Below are 20,969 nucleotides of genomic sequence, written 5' to 3'. Positions count from 1 at the left end.
TTTAAGCGAGCGCCCGCAATTCGCGGGCGGCGGCGACCATGTTGACCAGAGCGGGCCGCACCTCTTCCCATTTCCGGGTTTTCAATCCGCAATCCGGATTGATCCAGAGCTGGGCGTCGGAGAGCCGCAGCCGCGCCAGCTTGAGCAGGTCGGTCATCTCAGCGGTTTCAGGCACCCGCGGCGAATGGATGTCGTAGACGCCGGGGCCGATTTCGTTCGGATAGCGGTAGTTCCTGAAAGCGTCGAGCAGTTCCATCTTCGAGCGCGAGGTCTCGATCGAGATCACGTCGGCGTCCATCGCACCGATCGCATCGATGATGTCGTTGAACTCCGAGTAGCACATGTGGGTGTGGATCTGGGTGTCGTCGCGCACGCCCGACGAACAGATGCGGAAGGCGTCCACCGCCCAGTCGAGATAGGTCTTCCACTCCGACCGGCGCAGCGGCAGGCCCTCCCGCAGCGCCGCTTCGTCGATCTGGATCATCCCGGCACCGGCGGCCTCCAGGTCGGCGACCTCGTCACGGATCGCCAGCGCGACCTGGCGGCAGGCTTCGCTGCGCGGAATATCGTCGCGGACGAACGACCAGTTCAGAATGGTCACCGGCCCGGTCAGCATCGCCTTCATCGGCCGCTTGGTCAGCGACTGCGCATACTGCCACCACTCGACCGTCATCGGTTTCGGGCGGGACACGTCGCCGAACAGCACCGGCGGGCGGACGTAGCGCGATCCGTAGGACTGCACCCAGCCATGCCCGGTGAAGGCGAAACCTTCGAGCTGTTCGCCGAAATACTGCACCATGTCGTTGCGCTCGAACTCGCCATGAACCAGCACATCAAGCCCGATATTCTCCTGCCAGCGCACCGCGCGCGCGGTCTGGTTCTGCAGATAGAGTTTATAGGCGTCGTCGGTCAGCTCGCCCTTGGCATGCGCGGCGCGGGCGTTTCGGACATCCGCGGTCTGCGGGAACGAGCCGATGGTTGTGGTCGGGAAGGCCGGCAGGTTGAAGCGGCTGTGCTGCACGCCGGCGCGATCGGTAAACGCGTTGAGGCGGCGGCGCATCGCGCTATCGATGCCGGCGGCACGCGTCGCCACCTTGGCATCGTGGATCCGCGGCGAAGCTTTGCGCGCGGCTGCGGCTTCATCGGAGGCCTTCAGGATGGCGTCGGCGTGGACGCGGCCGCGCGCCAATGCCGTTCCGAGCGCCGCCAGTTCCTCGATCTTCTGCACCGAAAATGCCAGCCAGCTCTTCACATCGGGATCGAGGCTGGTTTCCAGCGCAAGGTCGATCGGGACGTGCAGCAGCGAGCAGGATGGCGCGAGCTGCACGCGGTCGCCGCCGAGCCTGGTGACCACAGGTTCCAGCCGGTCGAGCAGCCGGCTCAGATCGGCGCGCCAGATATTGCGGCCGTCGATGATGCCGAGCGACAGCACGCGGTCCTTTGGAAGACCGGCGAGATCGTCGAGTTGCTCCGGGGCGCGCACGAGGTCGAGATGCAGGCCAGCGACAGGCAGGGCCATCGCGGTGTCGCGGTTGGCGCCGAGCCCGCCAAAGTACGTGGCCAGCATGATCTTGAGCCCAGGCACCGCCTTGGCGATTTCCGCATAGGCATAATGCAGCGCCTGCTGCGCGATGATGTCGAGGTCGAGGACCAGACACGGCTCGTCGATCTGCACCCATTCCGCGCCGGCCTTCGCGAGTTCGCTCAGCACCTCGATATAAACCGGCAGCAACCGGTCGAGCAGCGACAGCGTGTTGAATCCCGCATCCTTGCACTTGGCGAGTTTGAGGAACGTCACGGGGCCGACCAGCACCGGGCGGGTCTGGTAGCCGAGCGCTTTGGCTTCCAGGTACTCCTCGATCGGCTTTCGCGAGGCGAGCGTGAAGGTTTGATCCTTCTCCAGTTCCGGCACCATGTAGTGGTAATTGGTGTCGAACCATTTTGTCATTTCCAGCGCCGGCACGCCGTGGGCCGTGTCGTGGTGGGCGTGGCCGCAGTCGGCATCATGCGCCGCGCCTTGGGCGCCGCGCGCCATCGCGAAGTAGGTGGCGAGCGGAACCGTGCCGCCGTTCCAGCCGTAGCTTTTCGGAATCGCGCCGACCATCACGCAGGTGTCGAGCACCTGGTCGTAGAACGAGAAGTCGTTGGACGGGATGATGCTGACACCAAGCTTCTTCTGGCGCGCCCAATTGGCCGCGCGCAGCCCGATGCCGGTCTCGATCAGGGCTTTCTCGTCGGTCGTACCCGACCAGAAACTCTCCAGCGCGAATTTCAGCTCGCGGCGCGGACCGATGCGCGGCGTGCCGAGCGAAGCGACGGGAAGTGAGGAGGTAGAATTTGTAGAAGCAGTCGCTTTGAAAGAAGTCATGGCTTAACCCCAAAAGTTGGGGGCAAAGGCCGAAGTGACACGTCTGGATTCCGGACGATAGGGCGCGCGGAATCGCAACCGCACCACCGGGACACCCCGCCCGAGGACGTTTATGTTGTCGAGGCAGGTCTCCTGGCTCGCGGGTCAATGCTGCTGTCCGGTCTTCCCAAAACCTTTGCGGGTCTCAGTGACTTTGTTGGACAGCGGCTCGCCGCTTACAGTTGCGGGGGCAGCTCCGGCTTCACACCGGCTTCCCTCTTAGCTTCGGGAAAACCATCCCGAAGAACCACGACACGTCCACTTACTTGCAACTCGGCGCGCCCGTCAACTCGACCGGTGCGGGTGCACAGCCGCCATCGTTGTTCACAGCTGCGGAGGAACTTGCCAAATTTTCTGGCTATCGCCATCCGTGCCCATTGACACCGGCCGCCGAATAACACGACATGTAGACGTCACGGTCCACCCCGTCGCAAGATTTGGTGGCTAAGAGGGAAGCCGGTGAATCGCGGTAGTTCGCGAGATTCCGGCGCTGCCCCCGCAACTGTAAGCAGTGAGTTGCTCCCGCTTTTTCACGTCACTGATGCGGCTTCGCATTGGGAAGACAAGGGAACAACGACGACCTGCGAGCCAGGAGACCTGCCGCGACACCGAAAAAACGTCCACGGGCGGGGTGTCCCGGCGGTCGCTTGCAGATCCATGCCGGCGTTTGCCGTCGCGCATTCGATGCAGCGTCCCCAAAGACATCCGGCCTCAACAACACCACGGGGTCTGCCGATGTCCGAATCTTCCGGTCTCATTTCTCTCGAAACCAAAACCGCTCCCTTGTTCCAGTTGCGTCCCGAAACGCTCGCCGCGCCGGACGCCGAACTTCCGATGCAGGTGATTCGCCGCAACGGCACGGTTTCGAAATTCGATGCCAGCAAGATCTCGGTCGCGATGACCAAGGCGTTCCTCGCCGTCGAGGGCCACACCGCGGCGGCCTCGCGCCGGGTGCACGAGGTGGTGGAGCAGTTGACCGCTGAGGTCGTCGGCGCGCTGTCACGCCGGATGAGCGAAGGCCGCACCTTTCACATCGAAGACGTGCAGGACCAGGTCGAACTGGCGCTGATGCGCAGCGAGCACCACAAGGTGGCGCGCGCCTATGTGCTGTACCGCGACGAGCGCACCAGGCAGCGCGCCGAGCAGGAGGCCGCCAAATCGGCCCACCCTGCGGCAGGACCTGTGCTACATGTGACGCTGGCGAACGGCACCAAAGTGCCGCTCGATACCGCGCGGCTCGCGCTGATCGTGGGCGAGGCCTGCGCCGGTGTTGACGGCGTCGACGCCGCGCCTGTCATCGCGGAAACCCAGCGCAATATCTACGACGGCATCAGCCAGGGCGAACTGGCGCTCGCTTCCGTGATGGCTGCGCGGACGCTGGTGGAGCAGGAGCCCAATTACGCTTACGTGAGCGCGCGGCTGCTGCTCGACAAGCTGCGCACCGAAGTGCTGTCCTACGTGCAGGGGGTGCCGACCAACGCCTCGCAGGCCGATATGGCCGGCCGCTACGGCGAATATTTCCCGGCCTATATCAAGACCGGCATCAAGGCCGAACTGCTGGATCCGGATCTGGCGCGTTTCGACCTGAAGAAAATCGCCGCGGCGCTGAAGCCGGAACGCGATCTGGCGTTTCAGTTCCTCGGCCTGCAGACGCTGTACGACCGCTATTTCCTGCATGAAGGCGGCAACCGCATCGAGCTGCCGCAGGCATTCTTCATGCGCGTCGCGATGGGACTTGCGACCCGCGAGATCGATCGCGAGGCCCGCGCGATCGAATTCTATGATTTACTGTCGTCGTTCGATTTCATGGCATCGACGCCGACGCTGTTCAATTCCGGAACGCTGCGGCCGCAATTGTCGTCGTGCTTCCTCACCACGATCGCGGATGATCTCGACGGCATCTTCAAATCGGTCAAGGACAACGCGCTGCTGGCGAAATATTCCGGCGGGCTCGGCAATGACTGGACCCGCGTGCGCGGCCTTGGGGCCCACATCAAGGGCACCAATGGCGAAAGCCAGGGCGTGGTGCCGTTCCTGAAAGTCGCCAACGACACGGCCATTGCGGTCAACCAGGGCGGCAAGCGCAAGGGCGCGGTCTGCGCTTATCTCGAGACCTGGCATATCGACATCGAGGAATTCCTCGATCTGCGCAAGAACACCGGCGACGACCGCCGCCGTACCCACGACATGAACACCGCGAACTGGGTGCCTGACCTGTTCATGCAGCGCGTCGAAACCGACGGCGAATGGACCTTGTTCTCGCCTGACGAGACGCCCGACCTGCACGACCTCTACGGCACAAAATTCGCCGAACGCTATGCCGCCTATGAAGCCAAGGCGGCGCGCGGTGAAATCCGCGTCTTCAAGCAGGTCCGCGCCACTGACCTCTGGCGCAAGATGCTGACCATGCTGTTCGAGACCGGGCATCCCTGGATCACGTTCAAGGATCCCTGCAATCTCCGTTCGCCGCAGCGCCATGCCGGCGTCATCCATTCCTCCAATCTCTGCACGGAAATCACGCTCAACACCTCCGACGACGAGACCGCGGTTTGCAATCTCGGCTCGATCAACCTGCTCAATCACATCCAGGGCGGTCGCCTGAACGAGGCGCGGCTGAAGAAGAGCGTGACGATCGCTATGCGGATGCTCGACAACGTCATCGACATCAATTTCTACACGATTCCGGAAGCGCGACGTTCCAACCTGAGGCACCGTCCGGTCGGTCTCGGGTTGATGGGATTCCAGGACGCGCTGCAGGCAATGCGCATCGCGGTGGCGTCCGATGCGGCCGTGACGTTCGCCGACACCAGCATGGAGGCGATTTCCTATTACGCGATCTCGGCTTCGGTCGATCTCGCCGCTGAGCGCGGTCGCTATCCCTCGTTCGACGGATCGCTGTGGAGCCAGGGCATCCTGCCGATCGATTCGATCGAGCTATTGGCGGAAGCGCGCGGCGGCGTCGCGATGGACCGCTCCATGACGCTCGATTGGGGCAGCTTGCGCGAACGGGTCAGATCGACCGGCATGCGCAATTCCAACGTGATGGCGATCGCGCCGACGGCGACGATTTCCAACATCTGCGGCGTCGCGCAGTCGATCGAGCCCGCCTACCAGAACCTCTATGTCAAATCCAACATGTCCGGCGACTTCACCGTCGTGAACGAGTTTCTGGTGCGCGACCTCAAGGCGCGCGGGTTGTGGGACGAGGTGATGGTCAACGACCTCAAATATTTCGACGGCAGCGTCGGCTCGATCGACCGCATCCCTGATGATCTCAAGGCGCTCTATGCCACCTCGTTCGAGATCGACAGCGCCTGGCTGATCGAGGCGGCGGCGCGGCGCCAGAAATGGATCGACCAGTCGCAGTCGCTCAACCTCTATATCGCCAACCCGTCCGGCAAGAAGCTCGACGCGCTCTATCGCCTGGCGTGGACCCGCGGCTTGAAGACCACCTATTACTTACGCTCGCGCAGCGCGACGCATGTCGAGAAGTCCACGCTCAAGGGCACCGACGGCAAGCTCAACAGTGTCGCCTCCGTGACGATGATGGCTCCAGCCCCAATCATCGTCCCGCAGGCCGCCACCGCGCCGGACTTAACCGGTGCGGTGGCGTGCTCCATCGATAATCCCGAATGCGAAGCCTGCCAGTAAGCAGCAAGAAACATAAGGAAATAAACCCAATGCTCGACTGGTCCGAACCTTCCGCGCCCGTTCGTCACGCGCCGCCGCCCTTTGCGGCATCACCTCCTGCCGAGGCCGATCAAACCGGGCTCGGAACCATCGACCGCCGCGGTGGCCGTGTGTCGGTCGACGACAAGCGGATGATCAATTGCCGTGCCGACGTCAATCAATTGCTGCCGCTGAAATACAAATGGGCGTGGGAGAAATATCTCGCCGGCTGCAACAATCACTGGATGCCGACCGAAGTCTCGATGCAGGCCGACATCGCGCTATGGAAGTCGCGCGACGGCCTCACCGAGGACGAGCGCCGCGCCATCAAGCGCAATCTCGGCTTCTTCGCGGCGTCCGAGAGTCTGGTCGCCAACAACATCGTGCTGGCGATCTACCGCCATCTGACCAATCCGGAATGCCGGCAATATCTGCTGCGGCAATCCTTCGAGGAAGCGGTGCATACCCACACCTTCCAGTACATCGTGGAGAGCCTGGGCCTGGACGAAGGCGAGCTGTTCAACATGTACCGCGAGGTGCCGTCGATCACCGACAAGGCCGCCTGGGCGCTGAAGCACACCCAGCATCTCGACGATCCCGACTTCAAGACCGGCACGCCGGAAGCCGACCAGGCGTTCCTGCGCGATCTCGTGGCCTTCTATGTGATCTTCGAGGGCATGTGGTTCTACACGGGCTTTGCGCAGATCCTATCGCTCGGCCGCCGCAACAAGATGGTCGGGATTGCCGAGCAGTACCAGTACATCCTGCGCGACGAATCCATCCATCTGAATTTCGGCATCGACGTCATCAACCAGATCAAGATCGAGAATCCGCATCTGTGGACCACGGCGTTCCAGGACGAGGTTCGTGACATGGTGCGCACTGCGGCGGAGCTCGAAGCCGCCTATGGCCGGGACACCATGCCGCGCGGCTTTCTCGGGCTGAACGCGGCTTTGTGCGAGACCTACATGCACTTCATCGCCAACCGCCGCTGCGCGCAGCTTGGGCTGGCGCGGGTGTTCGATGAAACCGAAAATCCATTCCCGTGGATGTCGGAAGCGATGGACCTGAAGAAGGAGAAGAACTTCTTCGAGACCCGCGTCATCGAATATCAGAACGGTGGCGCTCTGACCTGGGAATGAGAGCCGGGCGTCAGTTCGACGAGCCCGGCGCGGAAGATGGAGCGGCCTTGCGCTGATCGTCGCGGACGTGGATCACGGCGACGTCGTCCGCATACACCCGCTTCCACCCCGCGATATGATCCAGCACCTTGGTGGCCGGCAAATCCGGCCCCAGCAAGGTGGCGTCGATCTGATACTTGTCGAGCGTGGCGAGCAGTATGTAGACGTCCTTGGCGGTGACCGCGTCGAAATAGTCAAGGACGAACTGTTCGCCGTAGAGTTCGGCGCGGCCGTCGATGAAGGCCTTGATGTCGCGAGACAGCAGATAGCCGCCAAACGGCGACGTGCTGAAGATGCGCTGAACCTGCCGCTTCTGCAGGACGTCCACCGCTGCGACCGGCGTCTGGGACGGCAGGAACGAGAACGGGTGGTGCGCGATGAACACTTGCGTCGATGCCCATCCGGCCACCGCCACCGCGAGCGCGGCAAGCATCACGACAGGCGCCCGCGACTGCCCTTCCCGAACCGGCACCATCGCCGTGCGCAGCGTTCCCAACTGCTCGGCAAACGGCTTGGCCACGACCAGTGGCGCGATGAAGGCGAAGATTTCGATGTTCCGGGAATGCGACAGCGCCATCCAGAGCAGGCCGAGCAGCAGGATGATTCGCGGCACCGACAATGAGAGGCCTCGATAGAAGCCGAGACCGATCAGGCCGAGCAGCGTGAATTCGAAAAAGCTCCAGGTGGAGAAATTGGCCGGCATCCATTCCCAGATCATGGACAGCAGCTTGCCGAGGCTGAGAATCTTCGCCGCGCCGAGCAGCGTGTTCCAGCCATAGGGCGTGCAGCAGCAGGCAACGACTGCAGCAATGCCGAACAGCGCCCATCGCATCGCCAGTTTGACGCGGTCCTGGCGCTCGCAGGTCCAAAGCGCTTCCAGGCCAATCGGTCCTATCAGTGCCAGTCCGAGAACAAAACCGCCGTGCAGATTGGCCCAAAGCGCAAGCACCGGCAGCAGCCACCATGACGGCGCGCTCCGGCGATCCGCGGCCGCCAGCAGCCCGCCGAGGAACGCGACCATGAATGGGAACGCCAGCATGTGGGGGCGTGCCAGGAAGTGGGTCGCCGACTCCAGCACCGCAAGCGTGACCAGCAGGATCGCGCGGGTGGGGTCGAGATAGTCGGCAAACAGGTACATGAAGATCGCAACCGTCGCCCCGATCGCGAGCGAGGTCAGGATGACCGGGCCGGCCCAGCCCAACGATTCATAGGAAACGGCATAGAGCACCTGGGACAGCCAGGAGCTCGACATCCAGGGTTCGCCAAACCGGGTGAAGGTATGAACGTCGGTGTAGGGCACGGCGCCATGCTCGACGATCCACTGCCCGATCCTGATCTGCCAGAGCGTGTCGGAATCCCGCAGCAGGATTTCCCCGAGCGACAGGAAGATCAGATAGGCGACGAGCCCGGTCAACAGCGGAATCAACACGCGCCCGAGGCTGCGGACACTGGCGCCATTAACAATCGGATTGGCGAAGGAAATGGACATCGGATTTTGGGCCGGCTTCTTGCGTTGGTGTGACAGGCACGGCGTGCCTCAGGAATTTCCGCTACCTGACCACGGCCGCGATACATTTCGGTGAATTGCGGGCTCACGCGGCTGACAATGACGATGTTTGGCGAAGAAGCCGTTAACCGGGCGGATAAGCGTTTTAGTCAGAATTTACCATCGCAAAGCACGACGATGGCGGGTTAATCCAATGCCGGCACCAGGGCTACCTGCGGCGCAGCCTGTGCCTTCGCCGACGAGGGCGCCACGATGTTCACGAGATATTTGGCAAGGCAGATGCCGATCACGGCCAGCGCGACACCGCCGAACACGTCGATCATGTAGTGGGCGCCGATCACGGGCGTCGAAGCCATCATCAGGATATTGAGGACGACCGCAGCCCCTCCGACATAGCGCACCGGCCAAAGCGCCCAGATGTAGAGCACGGCGGAAGCCGCGTGGAAGCTCGGGAAGGATACGATGCCGGTGATCTTGAGCAATTCGAGATGCCGCAGCGAGCCATCGCGCAGCGCCAGCATGTCGCGCAGCTGCGCCTGATACATCGAGGCATCCAGGGACGAGAATTGCGCAGGGTCGATGTTGAGGCCGTAATAGGTTCCGATCGCCGGCGTAAACGTCGAAATCAAGAGCGTCATGATCAGCGTCAGGCTGAACGCAAGCACGAACACCTGCAGCCGCACAAAACGCGATGTCAGGGCGAGGACCAGCGGGATCGCGAGCAGGATGATCTTGATCAGCGTGTAGCTGCGCACCAGCAAAGCGCCCAGCCAGTCACGGTCGTTGACGTATCGCGCGATCATTTCCGGATCCATGCCCATGGCGCGATCGATCGCGAGCAAGGCGCGGTCCTGCAGCGGCCAATTGGTCACAGCAGCGACGTAGGTCAGCGGCCCCATGATCGTCGCGATCAACAGCAGCTGGGAAATCGCCCCCAGCGGAAAGATCAGCTTGGGATCCGCCTGATCGCCCTTGGCGAAGGCATAGAGGTAGGCGATCAGCGCCAATGCTGCGACGATTCCCAGGGTAACGGCCAGTGCGAGCGGTTTCATTGTGAAACCGCAGAGCGCGCCCCCGAGCAGCACCACGGCGCCCATGGCGGCAATCGGAATCCAGTTCAGCTGAAACAGCCGCCAGGCCGTGAAAGCGTTCGAATTGACCATGCCGCACCCTGCGAGGTTGTAGGGCACAGTGGCGCGGGAAGGCTTAATATTCGGGAAACGGCTATGGTTATCGGCCCACCAATTGGACGCTGCGTTCAGCGGCCATTTGTGCCCCAGACCGTCACATTTGCTTCTTGTCTTCCGGCCTGAATAGTTGTTCAGTTCTTCAAAGCGATTGGGGACAATCGTTCAAAACATTGAAGACGCAGCGCGATCTTGCAACCCCCTCCCGGGTGCGGACGCGCCGGGGATGGGGAAGCGCGCCATGGTCTATCGGCGAACCCAGCAAGTGGTGAAACGGCTGGCGGCGCGGCGCAGCGCCATTCTGGCGGCGGCGCGGGACGCTGCGGCGGACGGCGGCATGGCGGCCGTGCAGATCGCCCCCGTGGCGGTCCGCGCCAATGTCGCGGCCGGAACCGTCTACCGCTATTTCCCGTCCAAGGCGGAACTGATTTCCGAATTGATCGCCGAAGTTTCGCGCGACGAACTGGCCGCGATCCGCCGCGCGGCGGAGGCGGCGCCCGGACCTTCCTCGGCACTGGCCGCGGCGGTCACGACAGTTGCCGTCCATGTGCTGTCGCAGCGCAAGCTCGCCTGGGGGATTCTCGCGGAGCCGGTCGATGTCGATGTGTCAGCTTCGCGGCTCGCCAGCCGCCGCGAAATCTCCGGCGAGATCGCCGCAAGGATCGAGGCGGCCGTGCGCGCCGGACATCTGCCGGCGCAGGATACCGCGCTCGCCGCCACCGCGCTGCTCGGCGCATTGCACGAGGCACTGGTCGGCCCGCTGGCCCCTGACAATATGGACGATTCCGCAAAACTGCGCGACGCCGTGCAGACCGTGACGCTATTGGCGTTGCGCGCGGTCGGCGTCATGGACGCCCGCGCCCGCGGCCTCGTGGTGCAGGCGGTACTGCCGGCCAAGGCGCTGGTGGGTGCGTAGGGCATGATCGCTCGCGACAAACGCGGAATGCGTTTGCGCGGAGATCACCGGCAATTGACATCGCTCTGACGCAACCATCAGCCAGATTGCGCGTGATCGGTCATTCACCGGTGAAGGAGCATTCCATGACGACGACATCAGGCTCAGCCAAGTGGCAGGGCGGCATCAAGGACGGCAAGGGCGCGATCTCGACCAAGAGCGGCGCGCTGAACGAATATCCCTACGGTTTCGCCAGCCGCTTCGAGGGCAAGCCGGGCTCGAACCCAGAAGAATTGATCGGCGCCGCGCACGCCGCCTGCTTCACCATGGCGCTGTCGCTGATCCTCGGTGAAGCCAAGCTCACCGCCGAGCAGATGGAAACCAAGGCCGACGTGACGCTTGAGAAACAAGGCGACGGCTTTGCCATCACGTCCGTTCATCTAACGCTAGCGGCGAAAATTCCCGGCGCGGACAACGCGAAATTCCAGGAACTGGCGGGCAAGGCGAAGGCCGGCTGCCCGGTGTCGAAACTGCTGAACACCAAGATCACGCTGGATGCGACGCTGGCTTAGTTGTGCCGTAGCGGTAGGGTGGGCAAAGCGAAGCGTGCCCACCATTCAGGCTAATTGCGCGGGGATAGATGGTGGGCACGGCGCAAGAGCGCCTTTGCCCACCCTACTTTCTCCGGAATGACGGCACGCCGTCACTTATCCGCTTTGCCTTCCGGTCCGACATAGGCGATGCGCACCATGTTGGTGGTGCCGGCGATGCCGAGCGGCACCCCGGCGACGATGATCACGCGCTGGCCCGCCTTGGCGAAGCCGTCGCGGAACGCAATCGAGCCGGCGCGATCGACCATGTCGTCCTGGTCGTGGGCGTCTTCCGCGACCACGCAATGTACGCCCCACACGACGGACAATTTGCGCCCCGTCACCAGGTTCGGCGTGATCGCCACCACCGGCGGCTTCGGCCGTTCACGCGCCACGCGGATCGCGGTCGAGCCCGAACTGGTCCAGCAGATGATCGCGGACAATTCCAGCGTCTCGGCGATCTGCCGCGCGGCATCCGCGATGGCGTCGCCGACGGTCTGCTCCGGCTCGGGCCGCTGCGCCGTCAGCACCGAGCGATAGGTCGGATCGCGCTCCACTTCCTCGCCGATGCGGTTCATGGTCGAGACCGCCTCGACCGGGAATTTGCCGGCAGCGGATTCCGCCGACAGCATGATGGCGTCGGCGCCCTCATAGACCGCGGTCGCGACGTCGGAGACTTCGGCGCGCGTCGGCACCGGCGCCTGGATCATCGATTCCAGCATTTGCGTTGCGATCACCACCGGCTTGCCGGCGCGGCGCGCCATGCGCGTCATTTGCTTTTGAAGACTGGGCACCCGCTCTAGCGGCAGTTCGACGCCAAGATCGCCGCGCGCCACCATCAGCGCGTCGGAGACCTCGAGGATCTCGCCGAGCCGGTCGATCGCCTGCGGCTTTTCGATCTTGGCCATCACGGCGGCACGGCCGCGGATCAGCCGCTTGGCCTCATTGACGTCCTCGGCGCGCTGCACAAAGGAAAGCGCGACCCAGTCGATCCCGGTCGTCACCGCCGCTTCGAGATCGGCGCGATCCTTCGGCGTCATCGCCGAGACCGGCAGGTCGGTGTCGGGCAGGCTGACGCCCTTGCGGTCCGACATCTTGCCGCCGATCACCACCCGCGTCACCGCGCGATCGGGCGAGGTTTCCTCGGCGATCAGCCGCACCTTGCCGTCGTCGAGCAGCAATGCGTGACCCGGCCGCAGCGCCGCCAGGATTTCCGGATGCGGAAGCTGGACGCGGCCGTTGTCGCCAGGTGCCTTGTCGGAATCCAGAACAAAGCTCTGGCCGTTCTTGAGCTGGGTGGCGCCTTCATTGAACGAGCCAAGACGCAGCTTCGGTCCTTGCAGATCGACCAGAATGCCGATCGGCCGGCCGTAGCTAGACTCGACATTGCGAATGGTCGCGACCAGTTCGCGCATCTTGTCGTGCGAGGTGTGGCTCATATTGATGCGGAACACATCGGCGCCGGCCTCGAACAGCTTGCGAATCATCGCGCTGTCCGACGATGCCGGGCCGAGGGTGGCGAGGATCTTGATCCGACGGAGACGCCTCATTGCTTGGGCGCCGAAGCGGGCGGCTGCCCGGATCCGCCTCCGGATCCGCCTTGGGGCGGTCCGCCCGGCGACAGGCCCGGCACACCGCCGGGACCGACTGTTCCCGGAATCCCCGGCACGCGCTGCTGCGCGGGTTGTTCATTGGCTTCGGTCAATTGCACGGTCCATGCTCTCTGTTCGCCGGTGTCGACCTCGAAGAACCCGGTGCGGTCAAAACCGCGCGCCAGGCAATTCTCGGTACCCTTGATGGTGAATTCCTTGTCACGCGAACACATGAAGGCCTGCCCCGACCATTCGCCGCCGCGGTCATAGTCGAGCGCGTAGATATAATAGAACCGTGCGACAAGCGTTCCGCGCAGCAGCGTCTCGCAACTGCGCGAGGAGACGTTCCACCAGCCCTCGGTGGTCCAGCCCTCGGCGTCCTTGTAGCCGAGCGCGATGCCGACCCGGCTCGAGGTGTTGTTGCAGAGGCGAAAGTCAGCGGCCGCCGAACTGTTCCACAGGCCCGTCACCGCCAACGCCAGCGCCGGCAGGAGGCCGGCGGTCAGGCGAGCGGGGAAGGGGCGTGAAGGCAGAGAATCTGTTCCGATCATATGGCGAAGCTATATCAAATCATTGACGATTTCGCGTGCCCGGCGGGAGCTGTCAACGCCCGGCAAGCGCGTTTCCCACGATGCGGGACGTCCGGATTCAACCCGATCCGCGCTGGTTTGCGCGCCGATATGGCAAAATCTGTGACAATTCCCACCTGATATCAATATGCTCAGGAACAACCCTGCGGGACCAAGCCATGACAATTGACGACAAAACCAGAACAGAACTGGAAGCCGCCGTTTTCCGGCGCCTGGTCGAGCACCTGCGCACCCGGACCGACGTCCAGAACATCGACCTGATGAACCTGGCCGGCTTCTGCCGCAACTGCCTGTCGAACTGGATGAAGGAAGCGGCCGACGGCAAGGGCGTGGCGATCAGCAAGGATGAGAGCCGCGAGGCGGTCTACGGCATGCCATATGAGACCTGGAAGTCGAAGTTTCAGGGCGCCGCCAGTCCCGAGCAGCTGGAAGCGATGAAGAAGACCCATAGCGGGCATTAGAGCTTTATCCGCCGCGCTGCCTTTCCCTCTCCCACAAGGGGAGAGGGAAAGAATCCACTCCGCTTCGGCGGAATAGCGGCGCACCACTTCCTACCTTCCTGTGGGCTCGCTGTGGATGAGCGCGATGGTGCCTTGACGCAAGGCGCCGCACTCTTGAGGGTCAATCTCAGAAAGCGCCGCGCGGTGAAGCGTGCGGCGCTTGATCTTTCAGCCCTACCATTCAGTTCCACTCAGGAGTACCCGATGGCCACCTCTGCCGCCGCCGTCCAGGAAGAACCCGCGACGAAATTCGCAAAAGACCAGCTCAAGGCCATCGTCGAGCGCATCGAACGGCTGGAAGAGGAAAAGAAGACGATCTCCGACGATATCCGCGACGTCTATGCTGAAGCCAAGGGCAATGGCTACGACGTCAAGGCGCTGCGCACCATCGTGCGCCTGCGCAAGCAGGACGCCAATGAGCGCGCCGAGCAGGAGACGATTCTGGAAACCTACATGCAGGCGCTCGGGATGCTGTGAGGCGCCAGCTGGAGCCCCGTTCCGATGGAATCGGAACGGGGCTCTAGATTTTTGGTTTGACGCGTTTTCTTGACGCGAACCGGCGTCCACTTCGCTGGAAAACGCTCTAGTAGGCATTTCCGGCGCAAACCAGCTTGGGGCACGGCCCCGCGTCTGTTAGGCTGCCCGCAAGGGAAACTGGAAATGGACGTGCCTGGACCAGAGCGGAGGCTCGCAGCGGTCCTTGCCGCCGACATGGTCGGTTATAGCCGGCTCATGGAGGTTGACGAGACGGGGACGCTTGCCCGTCTCAAGACCCACCGGATCGAACTCATTGATCCGGTCATCACGAAGAACCATGGCCGCATCATCAAGACCACCGGCGACGGCATGCTGGTCGAATTCCGCAGCGTCGCCGACGCCGTGCTGTGTGCTGCCGAGATTCAGCGCCGGATGGCGCGGCGCAACGCCGACGTCTCGCCGGCACGCTGGATACAGTTCCGGATCGGCATCAATCTTGGCGACATAATCGTCGAGGACAACGACATCTTTGGTGACGGCGTCAACGTGGCGGCGCGTCTCGAAATGCTCGCCGAGCCTGGCGGCATCTGTGTCTCCGGCGCAGTGCGCGATCAGGTCGGCCAACGGCTTGATGACGTCGCATTCGAGGATCTCGGCGAGCAGAGCGTCAAGAACATCGTCCGTCCGATCCGCGTCTTCCGGGTTCGGCTCGACGCCGAAGCTGCGCCAGAGGGCGCGAAGGACGCTGCGGTGGCGGCGCCGGCCTCCAAGAAGCCGTCGATCGCCGTGCTGCCGCTCGCCAACATGAGCGGCGATCCGGAGCAGGAATTCTTCGCGGACGGCCTCACCGAGGACATCATTACCGAGCTGTCACGCTTCCGCGATTTGCTCGTCATCTCGCGCAACTCGACGTTCGTGCACAAGGGCAAGGCGGTCAACGTGCGCGAGGTCGCGCGCGAATTTGGCGTCGATTACGTCCTCGAGGGGAGCGTGCGCAAGGCGCGCGATCGCGTCCGCGTCACCGTGCAGCTGATCGATGCAGAAACCGACCAGCACGTTTGGGCCGAACGCTACGACCGCGAGCTTGAGGACATATTCGCCATCCAGGACGAGATCACCCATGCGATCGTCGCGACGCTCCCCGGCAGGGTCGAGGCCGCCAGGCACGACCGCGCAAAACGCAAGCCGACCGAGAGCATGGCGGCTTATGAGTGCGTGCTGGCTGCCAAGGTGCGGCACCACCGCTCGACGCGCGAGGACAACGCCGAAGCGCAGCGCCTGCTCGACCGCGCCCTCGCGCTCGACCCGAACTATGCGCATGCCCACGCCTGGAAAGCATGCGTCCTGGGCCAGACGTGGGTCTATGGCTGGTGTGCCGATCGCGATGCCACCTTCGATCAGGTGGCCGCGGAGCTGGAGGTCACGCTGGCGCTCGACGACAATGACAGCGACGTGCACCGGATTCTCGCCGCGCTGAACCTGAACCGTAACGACCATGACAAGGCCGCGTATCACCAGGAGCGAGGGCTCGCGCTCAACCCCAACTACGACCTTGTCGTGGTGCAGCAGGGCGAGCTTCTAACCTGGCTCGGGCGGCCGGAGGAAGGCATCGACTGGATCAAGAAGGCGATGCGCCTCAACCCGTACCACCCGGAGCGCTTCTGGAGCCACCTCGGGCGCGCCTGCTACTGCGCCGAGAAGTATGCCGACGCCATCGAGGCCTTTTCGCGGATCACACGGCCCGACTACACCCATCATGCCTTCCTCGCAGCCACGTTTGCGCAAATGGGCAACGCGGTTGCGGCCGCTGCGCACGCGGCCGAGGTCCTAAAATCAGAGCCGACATTCTCGGTGGCGGTTTACCTCGCCACCCAGCACTACAAGCACGCGGTTGACCGCCAGCGTCACGAGGCTGGCCTGCTCAAGGCGGGCTTGCCGGCCTGACGCAGCCGAGCACGAACACGGTGATCACAGCGTTGAGGGCCCGCGCTCTCGCGCGGATGATTTCGAGGCTAATGGAAGTTGTGCGCGCTTAGCGCAGTGACGCCGTGCGCACGACGAAAGACTGCGTGGTGAGCTTGGCGGTCGCCGATCCGGTAAACCGGTCGGTGGTCATCCCCAGCATCGGATCTTCCGAAAAGCCCATCGTGATCGCAAACGGCGGCTTGATGAAATAGCTGCGCATCAGCGTCATGTCGGTATCGCCCAGCACGGTCGTCGACATCGCGTTGCTTGCGCTCGGCGCTAGCATCACGACCCGCATCCAGACATCGTTGCCCTTGGCGGCGGCAAGCCGCGTCGAGGTCGAAATCACGCTGCCCTGGCCCTGCGATCCCTTGGCGACGACGGTGTTGATTTCGGTGGCGGCAGCGGCAGCGTTGCGTGCCGGCCGCACGGTGCGCGGGATCGGCGCGGAGGCGGCAACCACGTTGGCGCGGTCAACCGGCGAGGAGGCGGCCGGCGCGTAGGCCAGCGCCTTGTTGAAAGCCTCGGTAACGCTGGCGGTCGGCTGGGGATCGGCGGCGCCGACGGCCTGACGGGCCCTGAGGGCCGCGAGCTGCACGGGGGTGGGCTGATTGGCCGTCGTCGGCGCATCGCCCCAGAAGCCGCGGGCGTTGATGATGTCGGCGGGTGTCTGCGGTTTCGGCTCGGCTGGCTTGTCGGCGGAAGCCTGCGCGGCCGGTTTGGATGGCTCCGGTTTGGATTTGGGCGCCGGAACGATCTGCGCATCAGCCGAGGCCAGTTGGATCGCTGCCGCAACCGGCTTTGCGCGCGGCGTCGGCACGACTTCGGCGGCCTTCGGGGCGGCGGCCAAGGCCACCACAGAAGGAGCGGGCTTCTCGTTCCTGACGGTGACGGGGGCGCTGCCCTCATCATCCTCGTCGCTGGATTTGCCGCCCTTGAACAGCGAGGCGAACAGGCTGGGCTTCTTACCCACCGTTGCGGCGTCGTCGCCACTGCCGCGCTTCTCGATGTCGGCGCGGGCCAGTTCATAACCCTTCAGCGGACCACCATTCGAGGGCAGGTGGACGGTACGACCGTTGGGGAACACCCTGGCCAGCTGGTCATGGGTCATGCGCGGCCAGTGGCGGACGCTGCCGGTATCGAGATGAACGAACGGCGATCCCGAGGTCGGGTAGAAGCCGACACCACCGCGCTGCAGGCGAAGTCCGGCGGCGCGGATCTGCTCGAGCGGAATGCCCGGGATGAAGAAATCCATCGCGTGGCCGAGCGTATGCTGGCTGAAGCGGGCCACGCCGGACGAGCGGCGGCGGAGCATGGCATTGGTGGCGGGGGAGCGGTAGGCGGAGATGATCTGGATCGGCTGCTTGCCGTCGACGTCGCGGTAGACTTCCCAGAGGATGTCGAAGAGGTGACGATCCATCGTGGTCTGGTCCTGGCTGCGCCAGTCGCGGAGGAAGTGATTGAGTTTCTTCAGCCCTTCTTCGTCGTAGCGCCCGTCGCGCTTGAAGGTGACGGTGAGGTCTTCGTTGGAGTGGGTGTGGTGGAAAGAAAGCGTCCGGGTCTCGTTCAGCGCGGTCGCGTCATGCACCGACCCGGCTCCGGCAAGGAGCAACAGGGAAGTCAGGCCGATTTGATATCCGGCCTTCGGTAGACGAAGCGAATTGAATTGGCGCGCGAAACCAGCCAGCACGTATGAGCCCACCCAGTCGACGAGCGATCATGAATCTCTTCCGCAAACCCCGGGCGAAAGAGGGTGAACGCTTTATTAAAGCGGGAGGGTTAACCGAAGTTTACCGACCCGTCCCCAAGTTAGGCTTAACCTAACCCGTCGACTGTGGCGAAAAAGTGCCCTGTGCAAAAACCGAGATGGATAATGGTTAACGTAAACGATCTCGCCAAAGCGGCGAGATCGTTGATTTTACTTAAAAATTTCGACAGGAGACCCGGACCCGGGGATTAAGACACCGGGGATTAACGGGTGAACACCCGCCGCTGCTGCTGGGGTTGCGCTTGCGGCCGGCGGCCGACCGGCGCGGGGGGCGTGACCGATGGTCCGCCGAACAGCCGCTCGAAGAACGAAGGACCAGAGCTGCCGAAATCGTTGTTGAAGGCGACGTTGGAGGGCAGTGACGCGCCGCTCGGCCGGACGTAGCTCGGGTTGGCATGGGCCACAACATTCTCCAGATCCCTGCTCCCGGAATTCTTGAGCAGCGGCAGCATCCTTGCGTCGCGGCCGTAGACGTCCCTGCGCAGCTGCAGCTTGCCGGAATCATCCACGAACGCGGTCTGATAGGTGATGTGGACCGGGATCGGCGTCGGGAATCTCAGGTCGATCTCGCTGCGGCCATACATGCTGCGGATTTTTTCCGGCGTGTATTTGTCGTTCGGCATGACGATGTTGAGCAGCGTCGAGGCGTACTGATCCGGATTCTGCACCCGCATGCAGCCATGGCTGAAGGCGCGCTCATCCTTGGCGAACAGGTGCTTGTCCGGGGTGTCATGCTGATAGACCAGGAACTTGTTCGGGAAGTTGAAGCGGATCCGGCCGAGCGCATTGGCCTCACCCGGCGGCTGCGAGATGTGGATCGAGCCGTCGCGGTTGCGTTCGAGCTTCAGTCCCATGCGTTGCAGCACGGTCGGATCCTGCTGCAGCGCCGGCAAATATTCGTTGTAGATGATCGACGGCGGCACGTTCCAGGTCGGATTGACGGTGATGAACTTCATCGTCTCGGTCAGCATCGGCGTGGCGTGGTTTCCCGGCTTTCCGGTCACCACGCGGGTGGTCCAGACCTGGGCGCCGCCCTGCATCACCTTGAGCGTGAAGTCGGGCACGTTGAGGATAACGTAGGCATTGTTGAGCGACGGCACGCCGAGCTGGCGCGGCAGCCAGCGCAACCGCTCCATGTTGACGATCACGGTGTCGATCTGGCGGTCACGCTTCGGGCTGTTGATGGCCTTGACGGTCTTGTCGTCGAGCACGCCGGTCGGCTTGAGGTCGGCGCCTTCCTGGAATTTGCGCACCGCTGCGGCGACCTTGGCATCGTACTTGGTGTCGTCGGGATTTTCGGTGACGCCGAGCTTGGCGCGCAGTTGCGGCACACGCGGATCTTCGGGGGCGACCTCCGGCTGTTTCTTGGTGGCGGCCTTGAATGCGAGCGGAGCGCCTTCGGCGATCTGCACCACCGGGCCTTCACCCTGACCGCGCAGCTCGGCGAGCTTGGCCTTCAAATCCTTGTACAGCTTGATCGGCGGGTTGTAGCCCTCGAGCGCTGCGGAAGCATCCTTGGCGGTCGAGATGTTGGCCAGAACTTCGGCCGGATCGGTCGGATGCTCGGGGTAGAGAATGTCGGACGAGAGCTGCGACCAGTGCATCCGGCTGCTCTGCGCCTGGCGTGCATAGTCCAGCATGCTGGCGGTCAGCTTCAGTTCGGCGTCGGCCAGCTGGTCGGGCGAGGTGGCGGCTGCGAAATCCGGCACCGGATAGTCGGCGGGATTGAGGCCGTCGGCAGCAGCATCCTTCAGGCGCGCGACGACGCCCTTGGCGCTGGCGGTCAGTTTGCCCGCCTGCGTCCACTGCGGAGCATATTCGCGGGCGCTGTAGAATTTTTCGACCGCGGCGCGCTCGCCCTTGCGATCGAACGTGCGCAGCGCCTTGCTGGCAAGCATGTCGCGCAATTTGTCGGCGACCGGCTGATCGGCCGGCGCGACACTGCTCGCGGCCTTCACCGGCTCCGCGGCAGGCGCCGCAGCCGTTGCGGGCGCAGGCGTTGCGGGCGTCGTGGTCGCGGTGTCGCTCTTGGGAGTGTCGCTCTTGGGGGCGTCGGCCGCGGGCGCGGTGACGGTTTCCGCCGGCTTCGGATCGGGAACGGTTGCGGTCATGCCCGGCGCCGGCGCTGTCGTTTTGGCCGGATCGGGCACCGAAGCGGTGCTCTCGATCTTGAAATCGCCGATGGTCGGCGGTGGAACGTTGGCCGGCTCGGGACGCGGGACCGCTGCATCGATTGCGAGCTCTGCAGCACTGGCCCGGGGCGTATCGCTCTGACCGGCCAGTGCAGAGGTCGCGGACACCGCGAGGAAGGTTGCCGCGACAGCGATCAGCACGCGGTCAAATCCAGCACGGTTGGTCGAACAGTCACGCATCGTCACACCCCCTTGGGCGGAACCGCCCCGGCATGGAGCAGTCCTTCAGGTATCGCTCGTCACAGCTTGCGCGAAAGCGCCGGCCTCGATCGCTTTAAGTCGGTACGCCTGCACGCAACGATTCAAACGCAGACGATACATGCGCCCCTTTCATGCAGCCAGCGCCATGGGGGGCAACTCACGACAAACTGACCTCAAACCACCAGTTGCAATTCGGGTGGCGCGGTTTTGCCATGCCCCCCGGCATTTGTCTGTCACCGGCAAGCCAC

Annotated in this window: 14 protein-coding genes and 2 riboswitches; of the genes, 7 read left to right on the top strand and 7 right to left on the bottom strand. The window is 63.6% G+C overall.

What is annotated here, in order from left to right:
• Window position 1: 1 nt before the first annotated feature.
• Window positions 2–2,368, bottom strand: coding sequence for a 5-methyltetrahydropteroyltriglutamate--homocysteine S-methyltransferase (gene metE, locus JQ567_RS08280; RefSeq protein ID WP_212438369.1), 2,367 nt, complete (start codon window positions 2,366–2,368; stop codon window positions 2–4).
• A 104-nt stretch (window positions 2,369–2,472) separates the two neighbouring features.
• Window positions 2,473–2,674, bottom strand: a riboswitch (cobalamin riboswitch).
• 132 nt (window positions 2,675–2,806) lie between these two features.
• A riboswitch (cobalamin riboswitch) is annotated at window positions 2,807–3,027 on the top strand.
• A gap of 115 nt (window positions 3,028–3,142) precedes the next feature.
• On the opposite strand from metE, the gene JQ567_RS08275 reads away from it, so the two are divergent.
• Together JQ567_RS08275 and JQ567_RS08270 are read left to right on the top strand one after the other, a co-directional pair.
• Window positions 3,143–6,058 carry a ribonucleoside-diphosphate reductase subunit alpha gene (locus JQ567_RS08275; protein WP_212438368.1) on the top strand — a complete coding sequence of 972 codons (2,916 nt, stop codon included), beginning with the start codon at window positions 3,143–3,145 and terminating at the stop codon, window positions 6,056–6,058.
• A 29-nt stretch (window positions 6,059–6,087) separates the two neighbouring features.
• Window positions 6,088–7,218, top strand: a complete 1,131-nt coding sequence (locus JQ567_RS08270) for a ribonucleotide-diphosphate reductase subunit beta (RefSeq protein WP_212438367.1) — start codon at window positions 6,088–6,090, stop codon at window positions 7,216–7,218.
• Between the two features lie 10 nt (window positions 7,219–7,228).
• Here the strand turns inward: JQ567_RS08270 and JQ567_RS08265 are convergent, their stop codons facing one another.
• Both JQ567_RS08265 and JQ567_RS08260 read right to left on the bottom strand, forming a co-directional pair.
• Window positions 7,229–8,746, bottom strand: coding sequence for a hypothetical protein (locus JQ567_RS08265; RefSeq protein ID WP_212438366.1), 1,518 nt, complete (start codon window positions 8,744–8,746; stop codon window positions 7,229–7,231).
• A gap of 203 nt (window positions 8,747–8,949) precedes the next feature.
• Window positions 8,950–9,927, bottom strand: coding sequence for a phosphatase PAP2 family protein (locus tag JQ567_RS08260; protein WP_212438365.1), 978 nt, complete (start codon window positions 9,925–9,927; stop codon window positions 8,950–8,952).
• 265 nt (window positions 9,928–10,192) lie between these two features.
• Between JQ567_RS08260 and JQ567_RS08255 the strand changes: the two genes are divergently transcribed.
• Together JQ567_RS08255 and JQ567_RS08250 are read left to right on the top strand one after the other, a co-directional pair.
• Entirely contained in the window at window positions 10,193–10,867 is a 675-nt protein-coding gene (locus tag JQ567_RS08255) for a TetR/AcrR family transcriptional regulator (protein ID WP_192736811.1), read from the top strand.
• Between the two features lie 125 nt (window positions 10,868–10,992).
• Window positions 10,993–11,418, top strand: a complete 426-nt coding sequence (locus JQ567_RS08250; RefSeq protein ID WP_212438364.1) for an OsmC family protein — start codon at window positions 10,993–10,995, stop codon at window positions 11,416–11,418.
• 131 nt (window positions 11,419–11,549) lie between these two features.
• On the opposite strand, the gene pyk is transcribed toward JQ567_RS08250, so the two are convergent.
• Together pyk and JQ567_RS08240 are read right to left on the bottom strand one after the other, a co-directional pair.
• Window positions 11,550–12,986: a pyruvate kinase gene (pyk, locus tag JQ567_RS08245; protein ID WP_212438363.1), complete on the bottom strand. Its 1,437-nt coding sequence runs from the start codon at window positions 12,984–12,986 to the stop codon at window positions 11,550–11,552.
• On the bottom strand, window positions 12,983–13,579 hold the full coding sequence (locus JQ567_RS08240; RefSeq protein WP_212438362.1) for a DUF1036 domain-containing protein: 597 nt from the start codon (window positions 13,577–13,579) through the stop codon (window positions 12,983–12,985). The genes pyk and JQ567_RS08240 overlap by 4 nt, the downstream gene beginning before the upstream one ends.
• Before the next feature lie 197 nt (window positions 13,580–13,776).
• Between JQ567_RS08240 and JQ567_RS08235 the strand changes: the two genes are divergently transcribed.
• The 3 genes from JQ567_RS08235 to JQ567_RS08225 all read left to right on the top strand — a co-directional run bounded on the left by JQ567_RS08235 (window position 13,777) and on the right by JQ567_RS08225 (window position 16,539).
• Window positions 13,777–14,079 (top strand): DUF1244 domain-containing protein, encoded by a 303-nt coding sequence (locus tag JQ567_RS08235; RefSeq protein ID WP_212438361.1) that lies wholly within the window; start codon window positions 13,777–13,779, stop codon window positions 14,077–14,079.
• A 243-nt stretch (window positions 14,080–14,322) separates the two neighbouring features.
• Entirely contained in the window at window positions 14,323–14,595 is a 273-nt protein-coding gene (locus JQ567_RS08230; protein WP_079600063.1) for a DUF2312 domain-containing protein, read from the top strand.
• A gap of 183 nt (window positions 14,596–14,778) precedes the next feature.
• Window positions 14,779–16,539 (top strand): adenylate/guanylate cyclase domain-containing protein, encoded by a 1,761-nt coding sequence (locus JQ567_RS08225; protein ID WP_212438360.1) that lies wholly within the window; start codon window positions 14,779–14,781, stop codon window positions 16,537–16,539.
• 88 nt (window positions 16,540–16,627) lie between these two features.
• On the opposite strand, the gene JQ567_RS08220 is transcribed toward JQ567_RS08225, so the two are convergent.
• Complete coding sequence (locus tag JQ567_RS08220; RefSeq protein WP_212438359.1) at window positions 16,628–18,262, bottom strand: DUF882 domain-containing protein; 1,635 nt, start codon at window positions 18,260–18,262, stop codon at window positions 16,628–16,630.
• Between the two features lie 269 nt (window positions 18,263–18,531).
• A complete protein-coding gene (locus JQ567_RS08215) occupies window positions 18,532–20,700 on the bottom strand; it encodes a murein L,D-transpeptidase (RefSeq protein ID WP_212438358.1) in 2,169 nt (722 codons plus the stop codon).
• Between the last annotated feature and the right edge of the window lie 269 nt (window positions 20,701–20,969).

The organism is Bradyrhizobium sp. AUGA SZCCT0431, assembly GCF_018131065.1.
In the GTDB taxonomy this organism is placed as follows: Bacteria; Pseudomonadota; Alphaproteobacteria; order Rhizobiales; family Xanthobacteraceae; genus Bradyrhizobium.
The sequence above is the reverse complement of the archived record's forward strand: the minus strand, read 5'-3'. Positions and strand labels throughout refer to the sequence as shown.